Origin of the sequence: Anaerococcus sp. Marseille-P9784, from assembly GCF_902500265.1 — a bacterium.
Lineage (GTDB): Bacteria > Bacillota > Clostridia > Tissierellales > Peptoniphilaceae > Anaerococcus.
The window spans coordinates 71,272-86,936 of sequence record NZ_CABVOZ010000002.1; the positions used below are offsets into that span (position 1 = coordinate 71,272).

At 30.4% G+C, this 15,665-nt stretch carries 13 protein-coding genes; 2 read left to right on the forward strand and 11 right to left on the reverse strand.

Annotated features, from left to right (window positions below; translation table 11 throughout):
• Positions 1–7: 7 nt before the first annotated feature.
• Positions 8–1,393 carry a peptidase S41 gene (locus GAN53_RS04050; RefSeq protein WP_151409712.1) on the forward strand — a complete coding sequence of 462 codons (1,386 nt, stop codon included), beginning with the start codon at positions 8–10 and terminating at the stop codon, positions 1,391–1,393.
• A 77-nt stretch (positions 1,394–1,470) separates the two neighbouring features.
• Here the strand turns inward: GAN53_RS04050 and GAN53_RS09725 are convergent, their stop codons facing one another.
• The 11 genes from GAN53_RS09725 to GAN53_RS04105 all read right to left on the reverse strand — a co-directional run bounded on the left by GAN53_RS09725 (position 1,471) and on the right by GAN53_RS04105 (position 13,347).
• A complete protein-coding gene (locus tag GAN53_RS09725; protein WP_192574087.1) occupies positions 1,471–3,042 on the reverse strand; it encodes a DUF5633 domain-containing protein in 1,572 nt (523 codons plus the stop codon).
• Positions 3,043–3,288: 246 nt separating this feature from the next.
• Complete coding sequence (gene serS, locus GAN53_RS04060; RefSeq protein WP_151409713.1) at positions 3,289–4,578, reverse strand: serine--tRNA ligase; 1,290 nt, start codon at positions 4,576–4,578, stop codon at positions 3,289–3,291.
• A 219-nt stretch (positions 4,579–4,797) separates the two neighbouring features.
• The gene (locus tag GAN53_RS04065; RefSeq protein ID WP_151409714.1) at positions 4,798–5,748 is read right to left on the reverse strand and encodes a DUF4349 domain-containing protein; all 951 of its coding nucleotides are present in this window, start codon (positions 5,746–5,748) and stop codon (positions 4,798–4,800) included.
• An 11-nt stretch (positions 5,749–5,759) separates the two neighbouring features.
• Entirely contained in the window at positions 5,760–6,431 is a 672-nt protein-coding gene (locus GAN53_RS04070; RefSeq protein ID WP_151409715.1) for an NAD(P)H-hydrate epimerase, read from the reverse strand.
• Positions 6,432–6,440: 9 nt separating this feature from the next.
• Positions 6,441–7,403: an ATP-binding protein gene (locus GAN53_RS04075; protein WP_151409716.1), complete on the reverse strand. Its 963-nt coding sequence runs from the start codon at positions 7,401–7,403 to the stop codon at positions 6,441–6,443.
• Positions 7,390–8,136, reverse strand: a complete 747-nt coding sequence (locus tag GAN53_RS04080; RefSeq protein WP_151409717.1) for a DnaD domain-containing protein — start codon at positions 8,134–8,136, stop codon at positions 7,390–7,392. The genes GAN53_RS04075 and GAN53_RS04080 overlap by 14 nt, the downstream gene beginning before the upstream one ends.
• Positions 8,126–8,698, reverse strand: a complete 573-nt coding sequence (locus tag GAN53_RS04085) for a GNAT family N-acetyltransferase (protein ID WP_151409718.1) — start codon at positions 8,696–8,698, stop codon at positions 8,126–8,128. The genes GAN53_RS04080 and GAN53_RS04085 overlap by 11 nt, the downstream gene beginning before the upstream one ends.
• On the reverse strand, positions 8,673–10,022 hold the full coding sequence (gene dnaB, locus GAN53_RS04090) for a replicative DNA helicase (RefSeq protein WP_151409719.1): 1,350 nt from the start codon (positions 10,020–10,022) through the stop codon (positions 8,673–8,675). The genes GAN53_RS04085 and dnaB overlap by 26 nt, the downstream gene beginning before the upstream one ends.
• A complete protein-coding gene (gene rplI, locus GAN53_RS04095; protein WP_151409720.1) occupies positions 10,022–10,471 on the reverse strand; it encodes a 50S ribosomal protein L9 in 450 nt (149 codons plus the stop codon). The genes dnaB and rplI overlap by 1 nt, the downstream gene beginning before the upstream one ends.
• Complete coding sequence (locus GAN53_RS04100) at positions 10,449–12,455, reverse strand: DHH family phosphoesterase (protein WP_151409721.1); 2,007 nt, start codon at positions 12,453–12,455, stop codon at positions 10,449–10,451. The genes rplI and GAN53_RS04100 overlap by 23 nt, the downstream gene beginning before the upstream one ends.
• Positions 12,442–13,347 (reverse strand): DUF2232 domain-containing protein, encoded by a 906-nt coding sequence (locus tag GAN53_RS04105; protein ID WP_192574088.1) that lies wholly within the window; start codon positions 13,345–13,347, stop codon positions 12,442–12,444. Before GAN53_RS04105 ends, GAN53_RS04100 begins: the two co-directional genes overlap by 14 nt.
• A 177-nt stretch (positions 13,348–13,524) precedes the next feature.
• Here GAN53_RS04105 and GAN53_RS04110 point away from each other — a divergent pair, with 177 nt between their 5' ends.
• Positions 13,525–15,660: a metallophosphoesterase family protein gene (locus GAN53_RS04110; protein WP_151409723.1), complete on the forward strand. Its 2,136-nt coding sequence runs from the start codon at positions 13,525–13,527 to the stop codon at positions 15,658–15,660.
• Positions 15,661–15,665: the final 5 nt, after the last annotated feature.

Here is a 15,665-nt window from a genome sequence, read left to right on the forward strand (position 1 = left end):
GAAAATTATGTCAAGAAAACGCATAAATAAAAGAAAAACTAAAAAAAATGAATTATTAACAAATAATGATAGAGACGCTTACAATATACAATCTGACTCCCAAAGAAAAAGAGCCGAAAGGAAAAAACTTCAAAGAAGAAAAAAATTTATAAGACGCAGAATAATCCTTGGCCTAATATTTTTTGCTCTAATAGTTCTTGGTGGTAAATTTATTTCTAATGCCATAAACTCATACAAAGTTATGGGCTATCCAGACTTTAGAGATGAAGTTTTGGAAAGTTTGGGAAGAGAAGTTTTTGTTTCCCCATCAGAAAATAGATCTTTAAGTGCTGGCGAAAAAATCACCGATTTTGAAAGTTTGTATAATATAATCCAAAGATCTTATGCAGTGGATAATGAAAATAAAGAAAACTACAAGAAATTTTTGGGTCAATACAACGATTTTAGAAAAAAAATTGCCCTATCTAAAACTGACCAAGAATACTTTACATTAATAAATCAGTATCTAGCAATACTTGATGATAGCAGAACCTTTATTTTGGAAAAAGATACTTACCAAAATCTCTTTGATTATTATAAAGATAAGAAAAATTCAAACAAAAAATCAGTACTCGAAGATCCACAAGCTGTCGATAGGTACAAAAGATTAATTACTGATGCAAACAGCAAAAAAGAAGCTACAAAAGGCGAAATCATCACAAACGGCCTAATGGTAATAAGCATGGAAGATTTTAGACCTAAAGAATTTGAAAATGATCTAAAAAAAATAACAGACACATTTTTGGCAAACCCACCAGTTGGTAAACTAATCATAGACTTATCAAATAATAATTCAATAGATCATGTCTATTGGAATAAATTTGCAAGAATTTTAATTCCTGAAGACTACAAAGAATCTAATATAATTTTTTACAGATCAAAACTATTTGAAGATTCGCTAAAGACTTTTAAGGAGGATGAAAACAATCCTTATGATACAGCTCTTGCAAAAAATGATGCAAGTAAATACAAAGAAACTAAGAAATTAATAAATCCAAGCGACTATTTATATTACGACCAATTAGACTTGTCAATAACAAAAAACACAGATTATTCAACAAGAAAAATTTATGTCTTGACAAATTCTAACACAGCCAACGAAGCCATAAAATTTGCAGACTTTTTGAAAAAAAATGGAGCTTATCTAGTAAAAAATGCACTAGACTCAAAAGAAACAAAAAACGACATAGTTTATAATGCTCCAAGTGATCTTTACTTATTAGAACATTCTGGTCTAATTTTATCGATAAACTCATCTTTTTGTAAAAATGATGAAAATATTTACCTATCTTACGATCAGAAAATAAATTCCAAAGATCCGAAATCAAGTATGCTAAGCATAGTAAACCAATAAAATAACGCCCCCATCTAAGTTTGTGATAAAACTTATGGAGGCGTTTTTAATTTGTCACTTATTCTAATTTATTTTAATTAATCATTCTTTTTTCTTAAAGCAACAAGAGATGACATAGAAATTGCAAAGCTTGCAACGATTGGTGCCATGCTAACTACACCTGTTTTTGGATTTGAGTGTTTCTTAGCAGGAGCTTGTTTTTCTTCATTTTTATTGTCTTTTTCTTTATCAGTTTCTTTTTCAGGATCTTTTGTAGGATCTTCTTTCTTGTCGTTTCCTTCTTGATTTGCTTCGTTTTCTTTAAGGATTTTTTCGATTTCTTTTGTATTTTCAGTAATTTTTTCTATTAAATCCTTAGCCTTATTTTCATCTTTATTTTCTTCTTCAACTTTATCATCAGTTCCAACTTCAGTTTCATCATCAGAATCACTTGTTGTGCCTGGTACAACTGGGTTTGATGGATGATCTGGAACTACTGGTTTATCTGGATTTGGTTTATCTGGATTTGGATTTGGTTTCTCATCTTCTTTTGCTTCAAATCTATAAAACCATCTTCCATTTGCTCCTTGGTCAGCTGTAACTTTAAAGTTATTTTTCATATTTTTTGGCATTGCTTCTTCGCCAGCTTTTATAGCAGCATCTTTTGTTTTGTAACCATTTTCATTGTTTTCTGGTTTTTCGTCTGTTTGAGGATCCTCTGGATCTTCTTCTGGAGTATCTATTTTTTCATATGATGATAGGAGATAAATATATCTACCGTCTGCATTTTGGCTGATTGTGTATGATTTGTTAACTGGATCATTCTTTAAAGCTTCTTGAGCTGCTTTTTCGGCTGCTTCTTTTGTTTTGTAGCCATTTTCATTGTTTTCTGGTTTTTCTTCAGGTTTTTCTTCAGGGATTTCTCCATTTTTGTTTACGCCATTAATTGTGTAAACTAGAGTTTCTTCGGTTCCGTCCCCATTTTTTACAGTTAATACAAGATTAACAGTTTTGCCTACAAAATCTTTAAGTTTACCAGTTTTCTTTCCTGTTCCTTGAGCAGCATTTACTATGTCAGCTCCAAAAACAAGTTTAAACATTTGTTCTACAGTCATTCCTGAACTTGGAGCAGCGGCAGCAAGAGCTTTTAAATCTCTTTCATCTTCGCCACCTACTTTTATTTTTACAAGATTATTTTCATTATATAATTTTGTTAAACCAGCTACTAATCCAGTTCCACTAATTTCTTTTGCGTCTTGAGTTTCATCAAGGATTGTTACTGTTACGTTCTTGCCATATTTATCGTAAACAGCGTTATAAACTCCTTCTTTTTTTGAAATTCCATCAAACATGCTATCAGCAGCTTGTTCAAATGCATCAGATTCTGGACTTCCTAGAGCTTCTTTCTCTTCAAGGTCGCTAATTTCAAGACCGCCATTATCATCAGCTTCTTCATCTTCTTCTAATGGTTTAGCTTCTTCTTCAGTTTCTAGATTTTCTTCTTCAGTTTCTTCAGTTTCTTCTTCTTTTTCTTCTTCTTTTAAAGTTTCGATAGCTTCGGTTGGATTTGTTTCTTCTGTATTAGCTTCTTCTGCAAATGCAGTTTGTGCTGAAACTACAAAGGAAATTGACAATGCTAAAGCTAGTATGGTGCTCTTTTTATTTTTCATTTCTCCTCCAATTTTGTTATAATTACATAATTAAAATTTAATTATTATTTACCTCTATTATATATATATATATATATATGAATTTGCAAGCTTTTATACTAATAGTTATATGTAAATTTAATTAAAATTTAACTATCATTTATCTCTATTATATATATATGAGTTTGCAAGCTTTTAGCTTAATAGTTAAATTTCAATTTCACTAAAAAACTCGACACTTTTGTGTCGAGCTTTCTTTTAATGATCTTATTTATTTTTTGGAATTATTTTATCTTTTCCGCCCATGTACATTTGAAGTGGAGCTGGGATTTTTACGCTTCCATCTTCTTGTAGTAAGTTTTCAAGGAAAGCTATTAGCATTCTTGGTGGAGCTACTACTGTGTTATTTAGAGTGTGGGCAAAGTAGGTTCCCTTTTCTCCTCTTAGTCTTATGTTTAGTCTTCTAGCTTGTGCATCTCCAAGATTTGAGCAAGATCCAACTTCAAAGTATTTCTTTTGGCGTGGGCTCCATGCTTCGACGTCACAAGATTTTACTTTAAGATCTGCAAGATCTCCTGAGCAACATTCTAGAGTTCTTACTGGAATTTCTAGACTTCTAAAGAAATCTACTGTGTTATTCCATAATTCGTTGTATAGAGTTTTTGAATCTTCTGGCTTACAAATTATTACCATTTCTTGTTTTTCAAATTGGTGGATACGATATACTCCACGCTCTTCTATACCATGAGCTCCTACTTCTTTTCTAAAGCAAGGTGAATAGGATGTCATTTTTAGAGGCATTTTTTCTTCTTCATTTATCGTATTTATAAATTTACCTATCATGGAGTGTTCGCTTGTTCCTATAAGATATAGGTCTTCGCCTTCTATCTTATACATCATATTTTCCATTTCTTCAAAGCTCATAACGCCTGTTACAACATCAGATCTTATCATAAATGGTGGAATGTAATAAGTATAGCCACGATCTATCATAAAATCTCTTGCATAAGAAAGGATTGCTGAATGAAGTCTTGCAATATCGCCTCTTAGATAATAAAAACCTGAACCAGATGTTTCTCTTGATGCATCTAGGTCGATTCCGTCAAATGTTTCCATGATGTCAACGTGATAAGGAACTTCGTATTCTGGAACAATTGGCTCTCCAAATCTTTCGTTTTCAACATTTTCGCTATCATCTTTGCCTATTGGAACAGTTTCATCTATTATTTGTGGGATTTTTTGCATACGAGTTTTTACCTCATCTGCATAATTTTTGGTTTCTTCTTCGATTTTTAGAAGTCTATCGTTTATTTCTCCTACATGGGCTTTAGTTTTTTCTGCTTGGTCTTTTTTGCCTTGACCCATCAAAGCGCCGATTTCTTTTGAAAGTTTGTTTCTTTCTGCTCTTAGATTGTCGCCTTCGGTTTTGACAGCTCTTTGTTTTTCGTCTAGTTCTAAAACTTCATCTACTAAAACTAATTTTTGATCTTGAAATTTCTTTTTAATATTTTCTTTTACAAGATCTGGATTTTCTCTTAAAAATTTAATGTCAATCATTATTACTCCTTTTTGGCATATAAAAAGACCTCCTCCCTACATGGGACGAAGGTCTCGTGGTGCCACCCAATTTTTTTCTTAATTTTATAAGCTAAAGGTAGATTCCCCAAATTTCATCAAAGATTTTCACCAACCATCTTCTCTCTAAAAACTTCCTAAGGGTACTAAGTCTTATCATTGCTTTATTTAGTTAACTATAGTATACGAGTTTTCTAAAATTTAATCAAGATTATTTGGCAAATCTTTGCTTATCTTCTCTGATTTTTTTGTCTTATTCTTCTTTTTTCTGAATCTTACAATTAAAATTATTATTACAATAAGTATTACTAAGATCGGCCAATAGGAAACCATTATAACTAGTAGATCCATGATAGAATTTAGGAAAATTCCAACAGAGTTTCCAAAAGCTTCTGCTATTCTCTCTCCAAAGCGAGGATTATTTTTGGAAATATCATTATAATCGTAAACTTCTCTTAGAAAAATTGTGAAAGTATTGTAAGCTACTCTTTGGTCAAGATCTCTTAGATTTGAATTAATTTGATCTATTTCGCTTTCAACTTCAAGAATTCTTTGACTAATGGCCATAGTTTCTTCTATATTTTTGGATTTTTCCATTAGCTGGTTGAGTTTGTCTAGTTCTTTTTTCTTGGTTTCAAGTCTTAAATTTACATCTTTATAGTCTTTGGTCAAATCATTGCTAGATTGACTTATATTATTAATTTTTCCAATTTTTGTAAGATCTTTGGCAAAACCAGCTGATGTATCTCTAGGAATTTTTATTACAACCTGATAACTTCTAAGATCAATTTTATCATCATTTCTTCTATCCATATAAAAATCAGAAGAATCGATATATCCCTTGTATTTACTTGTTAGTTCATTTAGCTTTTTATAATCATCGTCATAAGTTGTTGTTTCTATGGTATATTCGTAAAAATATTCGATCTTTCTATCTTTTATTTGATTATTTTCTTCAATCTGACCACTGATATCAAAAGAATCGCCTATATTGTCAGTTGCTTCTTCAGTAGTATCTGAAATCTCTTGCTCAGAAGCTTCTTCACTTTTCATGTTATCATATGAAGAATTTTGTAAAGATTTGTTGCTTCCACAAGAAGTTAAAGCTAAAATCAAAAGTAGATTTACTAGTAGTTTATTCTTAAATTTCATAATTAACTCCTCTAAGGATAAGTTTCATTAAGGACATGGTCAATTGCCTTTTGAGGTATGCCTATATCTTCTACGACGCATTTATTTTTATAAATCGATCTGTCATAAACTCCTTTTTTCATAAGTTGCATAGAAACGATCAAATCGCTATCAACCACTTCACCCCATGCTTCGCCAGTTGTCGAATCCACTCCTGATGGAATGTCAATGGAAATTATGTATTTCATCGACCTATTTAGCATGGCTATAACATAGGCGTAAGTACCTGTAATCGTTCTGTCAAGTCCAGTTCCAAAAATTCCTTCGATAATTGTAGAAACTTTGGAAATATTTTTTTCCATTACTTCCAAATCCAAAATAGTTTCTACTAGAGAAATTTTATCGGTTAAGTTTTTGACTGCCTGATAATTTAAGATAAAATCTTCTTTAGCTTTTTCTATATTTCCTATTATATAGACTTCGACATAATAATCTCTGGCAAGAAGATTTCTTGCAAGAGCCAAGCCATCAGCACCGTTATTGCCAATTCCAACTACAAGGGCAAAGGTTTTTCTTACATTTAAATCAATATTCTTAATGACAGAAAGAGCAGCTCTTTCCACCAAACAAATTGAAGGAATTTTTAGCTCATTAATAGCATATTGATCTATTTTTTGCATTTGATCTTTATCTACAACAATCATTGCTAGCACCTATCTTTCTTTTAATCTCAGATCTTCTCCAAATACTTCGTATACTTTACTATTACCCACAATTCTTGAAAATATGCGCCCACCGTAGACTTCTGAAAGCATGGACTCGTCATAATTTGTAGAAAAAATTATTGGTTTTTCGCTAATCATCCTACTATTTACAATATCAAATAAATTTGCCGGATCATTTTTACTAGTTGCTTCACTACCCAAATCGTCAATTATTAACAAATCACATTCTTTAATAAAATCGTATTTTTCTTGATGTTTGGATCTTTGCTCTTCAAAGGCCCGGTTATAATCGTTTAAAAATTTAAAAAGACTAGAAGATGTGATATAAAAAACAGAATAATTTCGGTCTAAAATTTCTTTGGCAAGAGCATTTAGTAAAAAAGTTTTGCCTCTACCCACATCTCCAAAAATATAAAGATTTGATTTTTCTTTATCGAAATTATTGACAAATTTTAGAAGTTCATCTTTTATTAGCAAAATATTTTCTCTAGGGCTTATAGGATAATCTTTGTAGGGATTTGCAGAAAATAAATTTGCATCAAAAGAATCGAAATTTTCCCTAAGAATCAAGCTTTTTATTGACGAATTGCTATAATTTTCTTCAATTATTATTTGCTTTCTACAAGAGCATATCTCTGTTCCGACAAATCCAGTATCCTTGCAAAGCTCGTGGTGGTAATGCATTTGTAAATAGTCTTTGGAAAAGCCATTCTCTAATAAGAGTTTTTCTTTTAGGTCTAAAAGTTTTCTTTGCTCATCTTCAAGATCTTCTGTATTTATATTGTCCAAACCATAGCTTACAATCTTAAATCCCAAATCTTTTATAGTTTTATCAAGTGCTTTCATATTTGGAATTTTTTCATAAACTTCATTTACTCTATTTTGTAAATTTATTATATTTTCTTCGCGTCTTTTGGCTAAGATTTCACTGGCTTTGCTATTTTTGTTCATAGCTATCATCCTTTTCTAGCATTTTTTTAAATCTCTTTGCTCTTGCTTTTTCTGCGTATGACTTATAATCATCATTTGAAAAATTCGTAGATTTTGTTCTTTTGTATTGGCGAGGAGAATTTTTTCTTAGAAGTTTTTGTCTTTCTTCTTGAGTTTTTAGGTCATTTAGTGTGAAAATATTTTGATCTCTCCAAGTTTTTAGGTAACCCATAACATATTTTACATCGACATTGCCAGAGGTTTTAGCTTGTCTAAAGGCTTCTGTTACAAGCTCCGGATCTTGCTTATAATCTTCTAAAGTTTCTTGAATTCTTGTAATATCTGCTGGTGTAAGGGCTCTATTTATTATATTTATGATATTTTCAAACATAACTTGTTTTCTGCTTGATAAGTCAAAACTATTTTCGTTTATTGGATTTTCATCATCACCAAAATACATCTGTCTAAATGAAACTATTTCAATGTAAGATTGGTTGTTCATTGATTTTTTTTCTCTAAAAACTCCCATGCTAATCCAGTAATCTATGCATTTTTTTATATCTTCATCAGAAAAATCTAGTTGTCTTTGAATTTTGTTAAGGTCAACATTTCCCTGATTATAAATATCTTTATATACTAACAAATAAAATTTTAGGGCATCGCCACTAGCCTTATCTACATACATATTCAAAAACATATTTTCAAACGGGGTCATTCCCAAGTCAACTTTTAAGCTTTCTATCTTAAATTCCATAATAATCATCCTTTGTAAGTTTCATTTTCAATATTTTTGAATATATAAGTCCTCTTTTTTCTTCAAAATATCTTTGGTCAAATTCTATATCTTGATTTTCAAACACTTCGCTTGTTAAGCCTGTTTCTTTAAATCCTAAACTTTTGTAAAGTCTTAAGGCCCTATCGTTAAATAAATTTACTTCCAAAAGCAATTCTCTAAATTTTAGGGTATTGAAATAATAATCAAGTAAGATTTCCATTGCTGCATAGCCATAGCCCATGGATGTGAAATTAGGATCAAAAACTATTCCAAGTTTTGCTTTTTTTGTTAGAGGATTATAATTTTTTAATCCCAAAAAACCAATAAATCTATTATCACTAGTTCTTTTTACGGCAAAATATTTTTTTCTAGGCGTAGTTACTGAGCTATACCAAAAACTTATCTCAAAACTGCTTAAATTTCCATAATTATAGCCTGATAAGCGTGGGTCTGAGAAATTTCCCCATTGGTTTAATTCGCTTGCTACTTGTCTATTTATTTTTTCAAGATATACTTTATTTTGTTGATTTTTCTTTTCCATTTTCTTCTTTTAAGCTTAAATCTCTAAAAGTTGTGCAAGGTTTGTTGAAAAATAAATCCAAAGTTCCTGTGGAACCATTTCTATGTTTTGCTACAATTATCTTTGCAATATTTGGATTATCTTCTTCATTGTAATAATCTTCCCTATAAAGAAGCATTACCACATCTGCATCTTGTTCAATAGCACCAGATTCTCTTAAATCGGATAGAATAGGTCTGTGATCAGCTCTTTTGTCTGCTTCACGGGATAATTGGGCAAGAGAAAGAATTGGACAGTTCAATTCTTTGGATAAGCTTTTTAGGCCACGTGAAATAGAGGCTATTTCATTTTGCCTATTTTCCTTATAACCTTCTGCTGTCATCAGTTGAAGATAATCTATTACAACAAGGTCTAAGCCTTTTTCTGCCTTTAATCTTTTTAGTTTACTTCGCATTTCTGATAAGGAAATTGCTGGAGTTTCGTCTACATACAAATCTTTGCTTGCTATCTCTTTAACAGAATCAAATAAAAGTTGCCATTCATGATCTTTTATTCTTCCATTCATTACTTGATCAAGTTCTATCAAGCTTACCATAGAAATAAGTCTATAATTAAGTTGTAAGCTAGACATTTCAAGTGAGAAAAATCCTACAGATTTGCCAGCTTTTGCTGCGTTCCAAGCAATTGTAAGGCCAAGAGCTGTTTTTCCCATAGCTGGTCTTGCTGCCAGAAGTATTAGTTGAGATTGTTGCAAACCTGAAAGTTTCATATCCACTAAGGATAGGCCAGTTGGAACTCCTGTTATATTTCCATCGTTTAAAGATAGCTCGTTTATCTTTTGTATGGTTTCATCTAGGGTATCTGATACTCTGACCAAGCCATCATTTAATCGGTCTTGTGATATATCAAAAATTTTACTTTCAGCTTTTTCTAATATTGTGCCAATATCGTCACTTTGCCTGTAGCTATCCTCCATTATATCCGCACTTGCCTCTATTAGATTTCTTAGCAGAGATTTTTCTTTGACTGTTTTTGCGTATGTATCGATATTTGGAGTATAAAATGAGGAGAGGGTAATCTCAGCGATAAACTCCTCCCCTCCAACTTCTTCTAATATATTCTCATTCCTTAACTGGGATAATAAGCTCACTTCGTCAACTTTTATGTCTTTTTCAAACATAGTTACTATTGATTTATATATCCTTTGAGTTCTGGAATCGTAAAAGTCCACAGGTTTTATTATTTGATTTGCTCTATCGAAAGTTTCATTTTTCTTAATTATACTTCCGATAATAGCTTTCTCTGCTAAAAAGTCGTATGGAAGAGGCCTATTTGCCTCAGTCATTATTCAGCCTCAGCTACCACTTCAACTTTTAGATTAGCATTTACTTCTGGATACAATCTAACATTTAGTTCATATTCACCAACTGATTTGATTGATTCAACATTTTCAATTCTTTTTCTATCGATTTCTATGCCATTTTCAGCTAAAGCTTCTGCTAGAGATTTGTTTGTTACTGAACCAAAAAGTTTTCCATCTTCGCCAACATTTACTTTTTGGGTAATTGTTAGTCCTTCGATTTTTGCCTTTAATTCTTCAGCTTCTTTTCTATTTTGAGCTTCTTCTTCTTTTAGTTTAGCTTGCATTTCTTCAAGCTCTGCCATATTTTTCTTGTTAGCTTCTACTGCTAATCCTTGTGGGTTAAGGTAATTTCTAAAATATCCTGGTTTTACATCAACCAAATCTCCCTTTACGCCTACTCTTACAATATTATCTGTTAGTATTACTTTCATCTTCTTCTTCCTCTCTTAAATATTCAATTATTGCTTTTTTGAGCAATTTTTCAGCATTTTCCATGCTCATATCTAATTGGGTGGCTGCAGCCGTTAGATGACCACCACCTCCGATACGCTCTAATATTAATTGTACACTTATATCGCCTAAGCTTCTACCTGAAATGTGAATTTTATTATTTGCTCTTGTCAAAACAAAACTTGCTTTTACACCTTTTATGCTTAATAAATCATCAGCAGCCTGACTTGCTATAAGGGTTGAACCGTCTATATCTCTATTAAAATGAGCAATAGCAATCATATCATTTACTATACTCGAATCTGCGATTACTTCAGATTTATATCTAACAATTTCATAATCATCCTTAAACATTCGTTTTATATAAACCGTATCAGCTCCCCAACGCTTTAGTATGCTTGCTGCTTCAAAAGTTCTTACACCTGTCTGATAGACAAAGTTTTTGGTATCAACTGTAATTCCTGCAAGAAGTGCTTCTGCTACTGGAGTTCTTGCTTTAAAATTTTCATCCAAATAGTTTAGTATTTCTGTTACTAATTCAGAAGCGGATGAAGCATAAGGCTCGATGTAAGATATAGTTGATTTTTTAATATAATCTTTGCCTCTTCTGTGGTGGTCTATAATAAAAATTTGATCTGTTTTATCTATAAGACTTGGTGCTTCAGTTGAGTTTTTCCTATGATTATCGCAAACTACAATCACAGATGATGACTTGATTTTTAATAAAGCTTCTTCTTCTGTTAATATATTGTCTTTAAGTTCTTTTAAATTATTAATAGAACTATTGTAAATATTTTCAATTTGCCTTGGAATTTCATTTAAAACTAAATAGGCATCTTTTCCCAAAAATTTGACCCCTTCGTAAACTCCTAAAGCTGAGCCAAAAGAATCCATGTCTGGATTATTATGACCCATAATAAAAACATCGCTGCTTGATTCTACAATTCTCTTTAAGGCTCCTGAAATAACTCTAGATTTTACTTTTGAGGTTTTTTCTGTGGCCTTGCTTTTGCCACCAAAATATTCGTAATTATCTTTAAGTTTTACAACAGCTTGATCTCCACCACGGGATAAAGCTATATCGATTGAAACTCTAGAGTCATTATAAATTTCATTTGGATTTTGACCCAAAACCCCAACTCCGATAGACAATGTTGGATTTATTAGGTTTCCATGGCTTATATTCCTAACTTCATCAAGAATCGAAAATTTGCTTTCGTATATTTTCATGTAATCTTGATATTCCATGACAACCATGTATCTATCATTTTCGTATTTTCTTACAACGCCTGTTCTTGATTTGAAATATTCGTTAATCGTTCTATCAATTGCCCCCAAAACTTGAGGCCTGTTTAGTGAATCGGTTGCATTTCTCAAATCTTCATAATTATCAAGATATATTGTAAAAAATACCAATCTTTTGTCTTTAAATAGTTGCTTTATTGACTCATCGTAAGTGTTATCAATGCCGTAGATAAAAGTTTCCATTTCATCTAGTTCATCATTTTTAACATTATTAAAATAAAACTGAATTTTTTTATCTCCAATATCAGCTACTAATGCTCTATCAGATTTTGTTTCCTTTAAATCTATTTTGACAATTGCTGGTATTATCTTATTTATATCACTTCCAATAAGCTCTTCATCAGGAAATAAATTTCTAAAGTAGGTGTTGTGCCATTTTATTTGCTTTTTTTCATTTAAAACAACAATTGGAAATGGCATTTCAAAAACTAAGCTTTTTGTAATGCTATTAAAACTAAGGTCTAATTGATCAACATATTTTTGTAAAAGTCCTTGGTTATAATCGTTAATATTTTTTAAATGAAAATATAAGGCTAGGCAAAGTATAAGAGCAATTATACCAAGTACAGGATTAAAATATATTAGGATGAAAGAAATTGCAATTGGCAGAGCCAAAATCCCAGGTATTTGTTCTTTTCCTCTTATCTTAAATTTTTCCATAAATTCCTCCAAGCTTTTTTCTTAAATCCATAAATACATCAATTATTCCTAGAATAAAAAACATTATTGCTAGCAAATAAAAAAATAACAAAATAAAAAACCACTGTAAGGTCTTAGTTAAAAGATTCTGCCTATAAGTAAGGATATAGTCAAAAGTAAACATCCCATTAAGGGTAAAAATCGCAAAAAGCATAAAAATAATGTTTATCCTTATATATGTTTTATTTACCCCAAAAAATCCTAATAAAAAATAAATTACTATGGATATTACAAATATTACAAGCAAGTCCTTCTTTTCTAGCCTAAAAGTATTTACACTTAAAAGATCTTTGCCAATATTTTTATAGGATAGAAAGTTTCTAATAATTTTAAGTCCTATGAGGCTATAAATTAAAGAAGCACTTGAAAGTATGGCAGGATACAAGGCAAAAGAAGCTTTATAATAGCTAATTGCTATCTTATAATCGCTAACTTCTTCTAAAGCTTTTTTTAAATCATTTGCAAGTTTATCGATGTCTATATTTTCAACAACCATGGATAGTTTATATATGACAATTAATATCAAACTTATAAAAATCCAAGATATAATTATTTGCTCTCTATCAGAAATATCCGATTTTATAATCAATAGAAAAATCAAACTTATTATAAATAAAGGTAAGATATTAAGGGCCATGAATCTAAAATCAGCAAAGATAAAAGCTAGCACTAAGCTAAAAGCTATGGTCAAAAAATATTTTCCTAAACCATAAGAAAAATAAACTATTGCTAGTAAAATTGGGCAAAAAGCAAAAACTATTAAAGAAGCATCACTAATTAAAAGTAAAATAGTAAATAGACAAATTCCCAATAAAATATTTATAATTTGCTTAATATTTTTGCTAACTTCCATAATCATCCTCTTAACTTATTTTAGCATATATACTAATATTAAAACAACGTCTATTTATATTACTTCAAATTACTAGCTTATCAAATAATAAAATAAAAACTATTTTTATTTTAATAAAGTTTAATTAATAACAAGTATCGGTATATTATAGATATATAGAAAATACAGGGGTGTCCTATGAAATTAAAAGAAATAGATGATTTCGATATATCAATTATAAGCGATCCTCATGTACTTAGCTTTGATTTAATAGCAGATACTGAAGATTTTAATAAAGAAATAAAAATAGATAGAAAATTAATGGTTGAAAGCGAGGCTTTGTTTAAAGAAGCTTTAAGCTTAGTAGATAAAGCAAATAGTGAATTTTTATTTATTCCTGGTGATCTAGTAAAAGATGGCGAATATAAATCTCATCAAGTTGTAAAAGAAAATTTATTGGCTTGGAAAAATAAAGATGAAAAACGAGAAGTTTTTCTAATTCCTGGTAACCATGACTTAAATAATCATAAATCCTACGATTTTAAAAAAGATAAACCTACAAAAAATATAAATCCAAGGGAATTTTTGGATTTATACGATTTTGTTTTCAAAAATCCTTATGTACTTGAAATGTATAAGGATTCTGATATTTTTAAGACTTATTTAGATGAAGTCAACAAAAAATACGATAGAAAAGAAGAGTTTTCATATTATGCTCATGGATATTTTTCTTATGTAGCAAGAATTCCAAGCAATAGAAATGATAGCACAGGCCTTACATTAATAGCAATTGACACATCCATTTATTCAGCAGACACTGAACAAAATCACAGAGATCAAAGAGAAAATGTAGCAGGATCTATAACTTTAAATCAAATGAAATGGATTGTAGAAAAAATTGACCAAGCCAAAGCTCGCAAAGATCTAATTTTTGTCATGGGTCATCATGCCATTATGCCAAATTTTAGAAATCAAGAACTAGTTTTTTCACCTTTTATAATAAAAGAATGGAGAAGTAAATATATCGATGAAGATCCGAAAATAAATGGAAAAACTCCAATAGAAGTCTTAGCTGATAATGGAGTGAAATTTGTTTTTACTGGTCATTTGCACGAAAACGGAACCGCTAAATATATTTCAGAAATTGGCAATGTTATTTATGACATTCAAACAGGATCTCCAATAACTTATCCTTTGCCAATAAGGCATATAAAAGTTGTAAATAGAGTAGCTGAGGAAAATGGCTATGAAGTATATATCAAAACTGAGCTTATAAAAGAATTTACCTATAGAAATTTGGATGATGAAATTGAGGTGGTTTATGATGCTATAAACTATACTATCAACAAACAACTTTCACTTAGAGATGTTTTGCACAATTACATAAGAATTCAGGTAAATAGCCCTAAGTTTGAACATTTGGATCTTAAAAAAGAAATTTCTAATCAAATTTCTTCAAGATTAAATATAAAAATTCCAGAAAAAGGCTATGTAAATGAGCTAATGTTTCCTATGGTGGAAAAATTTCTACCTATTTATAAAAAACATATTGGAAAGATTTATCTAAGAAAGATAGATGGAGAATATCAGCTAGTGGTTGAAAAATCCAAAAATCATTTTATAATTAAGGCTAGTAAGCTTGAAGAAGCTATTAATATAATTTTAGATCAAATTCAAGATAAAATATTAACTCCCTACAAAATCGTAAGATATTGGGATAAAAACATCAACAAAGGTCTTGATATGCCAATAGACGAATACGGCCACAAACTTTACGATTTTGCAAATTATTTATACCAATACAAGCCTTTGGGTGAAGACCAACGCCCAAATTTTGTAAATAAAATGATAGATAATCTCAATGATCCGAGCTATGACATCATTAATCTATTATTAGATTATATGAAAGATGATATAAACGAAAGTTTCGATAAATTAGCTAGTTTGGTAAAGTTTGAAAAGAATAATTCCAAAGATCTATTTTTTGATGACCTTGTAGAGATAAGAGGACTTTGGTTTAAATTAGCTTATAAATATTTAAAATTTAAGGTTAATACCCTAAGAGATTTGCTAGATTTCTTCTCTATGAATATCACCAAAGAGAAAAAAATTAGCGGAGTTGATTTAGCAAAGACAATTGTAAGGTCAAAATCATTGATAAAAGCCAAGGAAAGCTTCTCAACGACTATGTTTGGTCAAGCAAGTCTTAGAAAGTTTGTAATTGATATGATTAATTCAATGAGCGATGAGATGGTGGAAATTTACCAAAATGAAGATACTAATGAATTAGAAAAATATTTTAACTATGTTGAATATGATGATTACAACAAATAGAAAAA

What these genes read in the sequence shown, in the direction of transcription:
- GAN53_RS04050 (WP_151409712.1), top strand. Translation starts at nt 8, where the DNA reads ATGTCAAGAAAACGCATAAATAAAAGAAAAACTAAAAAAAATGAATTA.
- GAN53_RS09725 (WP_192574087.1), bottom strand. Translation starts at nt 3,042, where the DNA reads ATGAAAAATAAAAAGAGCACCATACTAGCTTTAGCATTGTCAATTTCC.
- serS (WP_151409713.1), bottom strand. Translation starts at nt 4,578, where the DNA reads ATGATTGACATTAAATTTTTAAGAGAAAATCCAGATCTTGTAAAAGAA.
- GAN53_RS04065 (WP_151409714.1), bottom strand. Translation starts at nt 5,748, where the DNA reads ATGAAATTTAAGAATAAACTACTAGTAAATCTACTTTTGATTTTAGCT.
- GAN53_RS04070 (WP_151409715.1), bottom strand. Translation starts at nt 6,431, where the DNA reads ATGATTGTTGTAGATAAAGATCAAATGCAAAAAATAGATCAATATGCT.
- GAN53_RS04075 (WP_151409716.1), bottom strand. Translation starts at nt 7,403, where the DNA reads ATGAACAAAAATAGCAAAGCCAGTGAAATCTTAGCCAAAAGACGCGAA.
- GAN53_RS04080 (WP_151409717.1), bottom strand. Translation starts at nt 8,136, where the DNA reads ATGGAATTTAAGATAGAAAGCTTAAAAGTTGACTTGGGAATGACCCCG.
- GAN53_RS04085 (WP_151409718.1), bottom strand. Translation starts at nt 8,698, where the DNA reads ATGGAAAAGAAAAATCAACAAAATAAAGTATATCTTGAAAAAATAAAT.
- dnaB (WP_151409719.1), bottom strand. Translation starts at nt 10,022, where the DNA reads ATGACTGAGGCAAATAGGCCTCTTCCATACGACTTTTTAGCAGAGAAA.
- rplI (WP_151409720.1), bottom strand. Translation starts at nt 10,471, where the DNA reads ATGAAAGTAATACTAACAGATAATATTGTAAGAGTAGGCGTAAAGGGA.
- GAN53_RS04100 (WP_151409721.1), bottom strand. Translation starts at nt 12,455, where the DNA reads ATGGAAAAATTTAAGATAAGAGGAAAAGAACAAATACCTGGGATTTTG.
- GAN53_RS04105 (WP_192574088.1), bottom strand. Translation starts at nt 13,347, where the DNA reads ATGGAAGTTAGCAAAAATATTAAGCAAATTATAAATATTTTATTGGGA.
- GAN53_RS04110 (WP_151409723.1), top strand. Translation starts at nt 13,525, where the DNA reads ATGAAATTAAAAGAAATAGATGATTTCGATATATCAATTATAAGCGAT.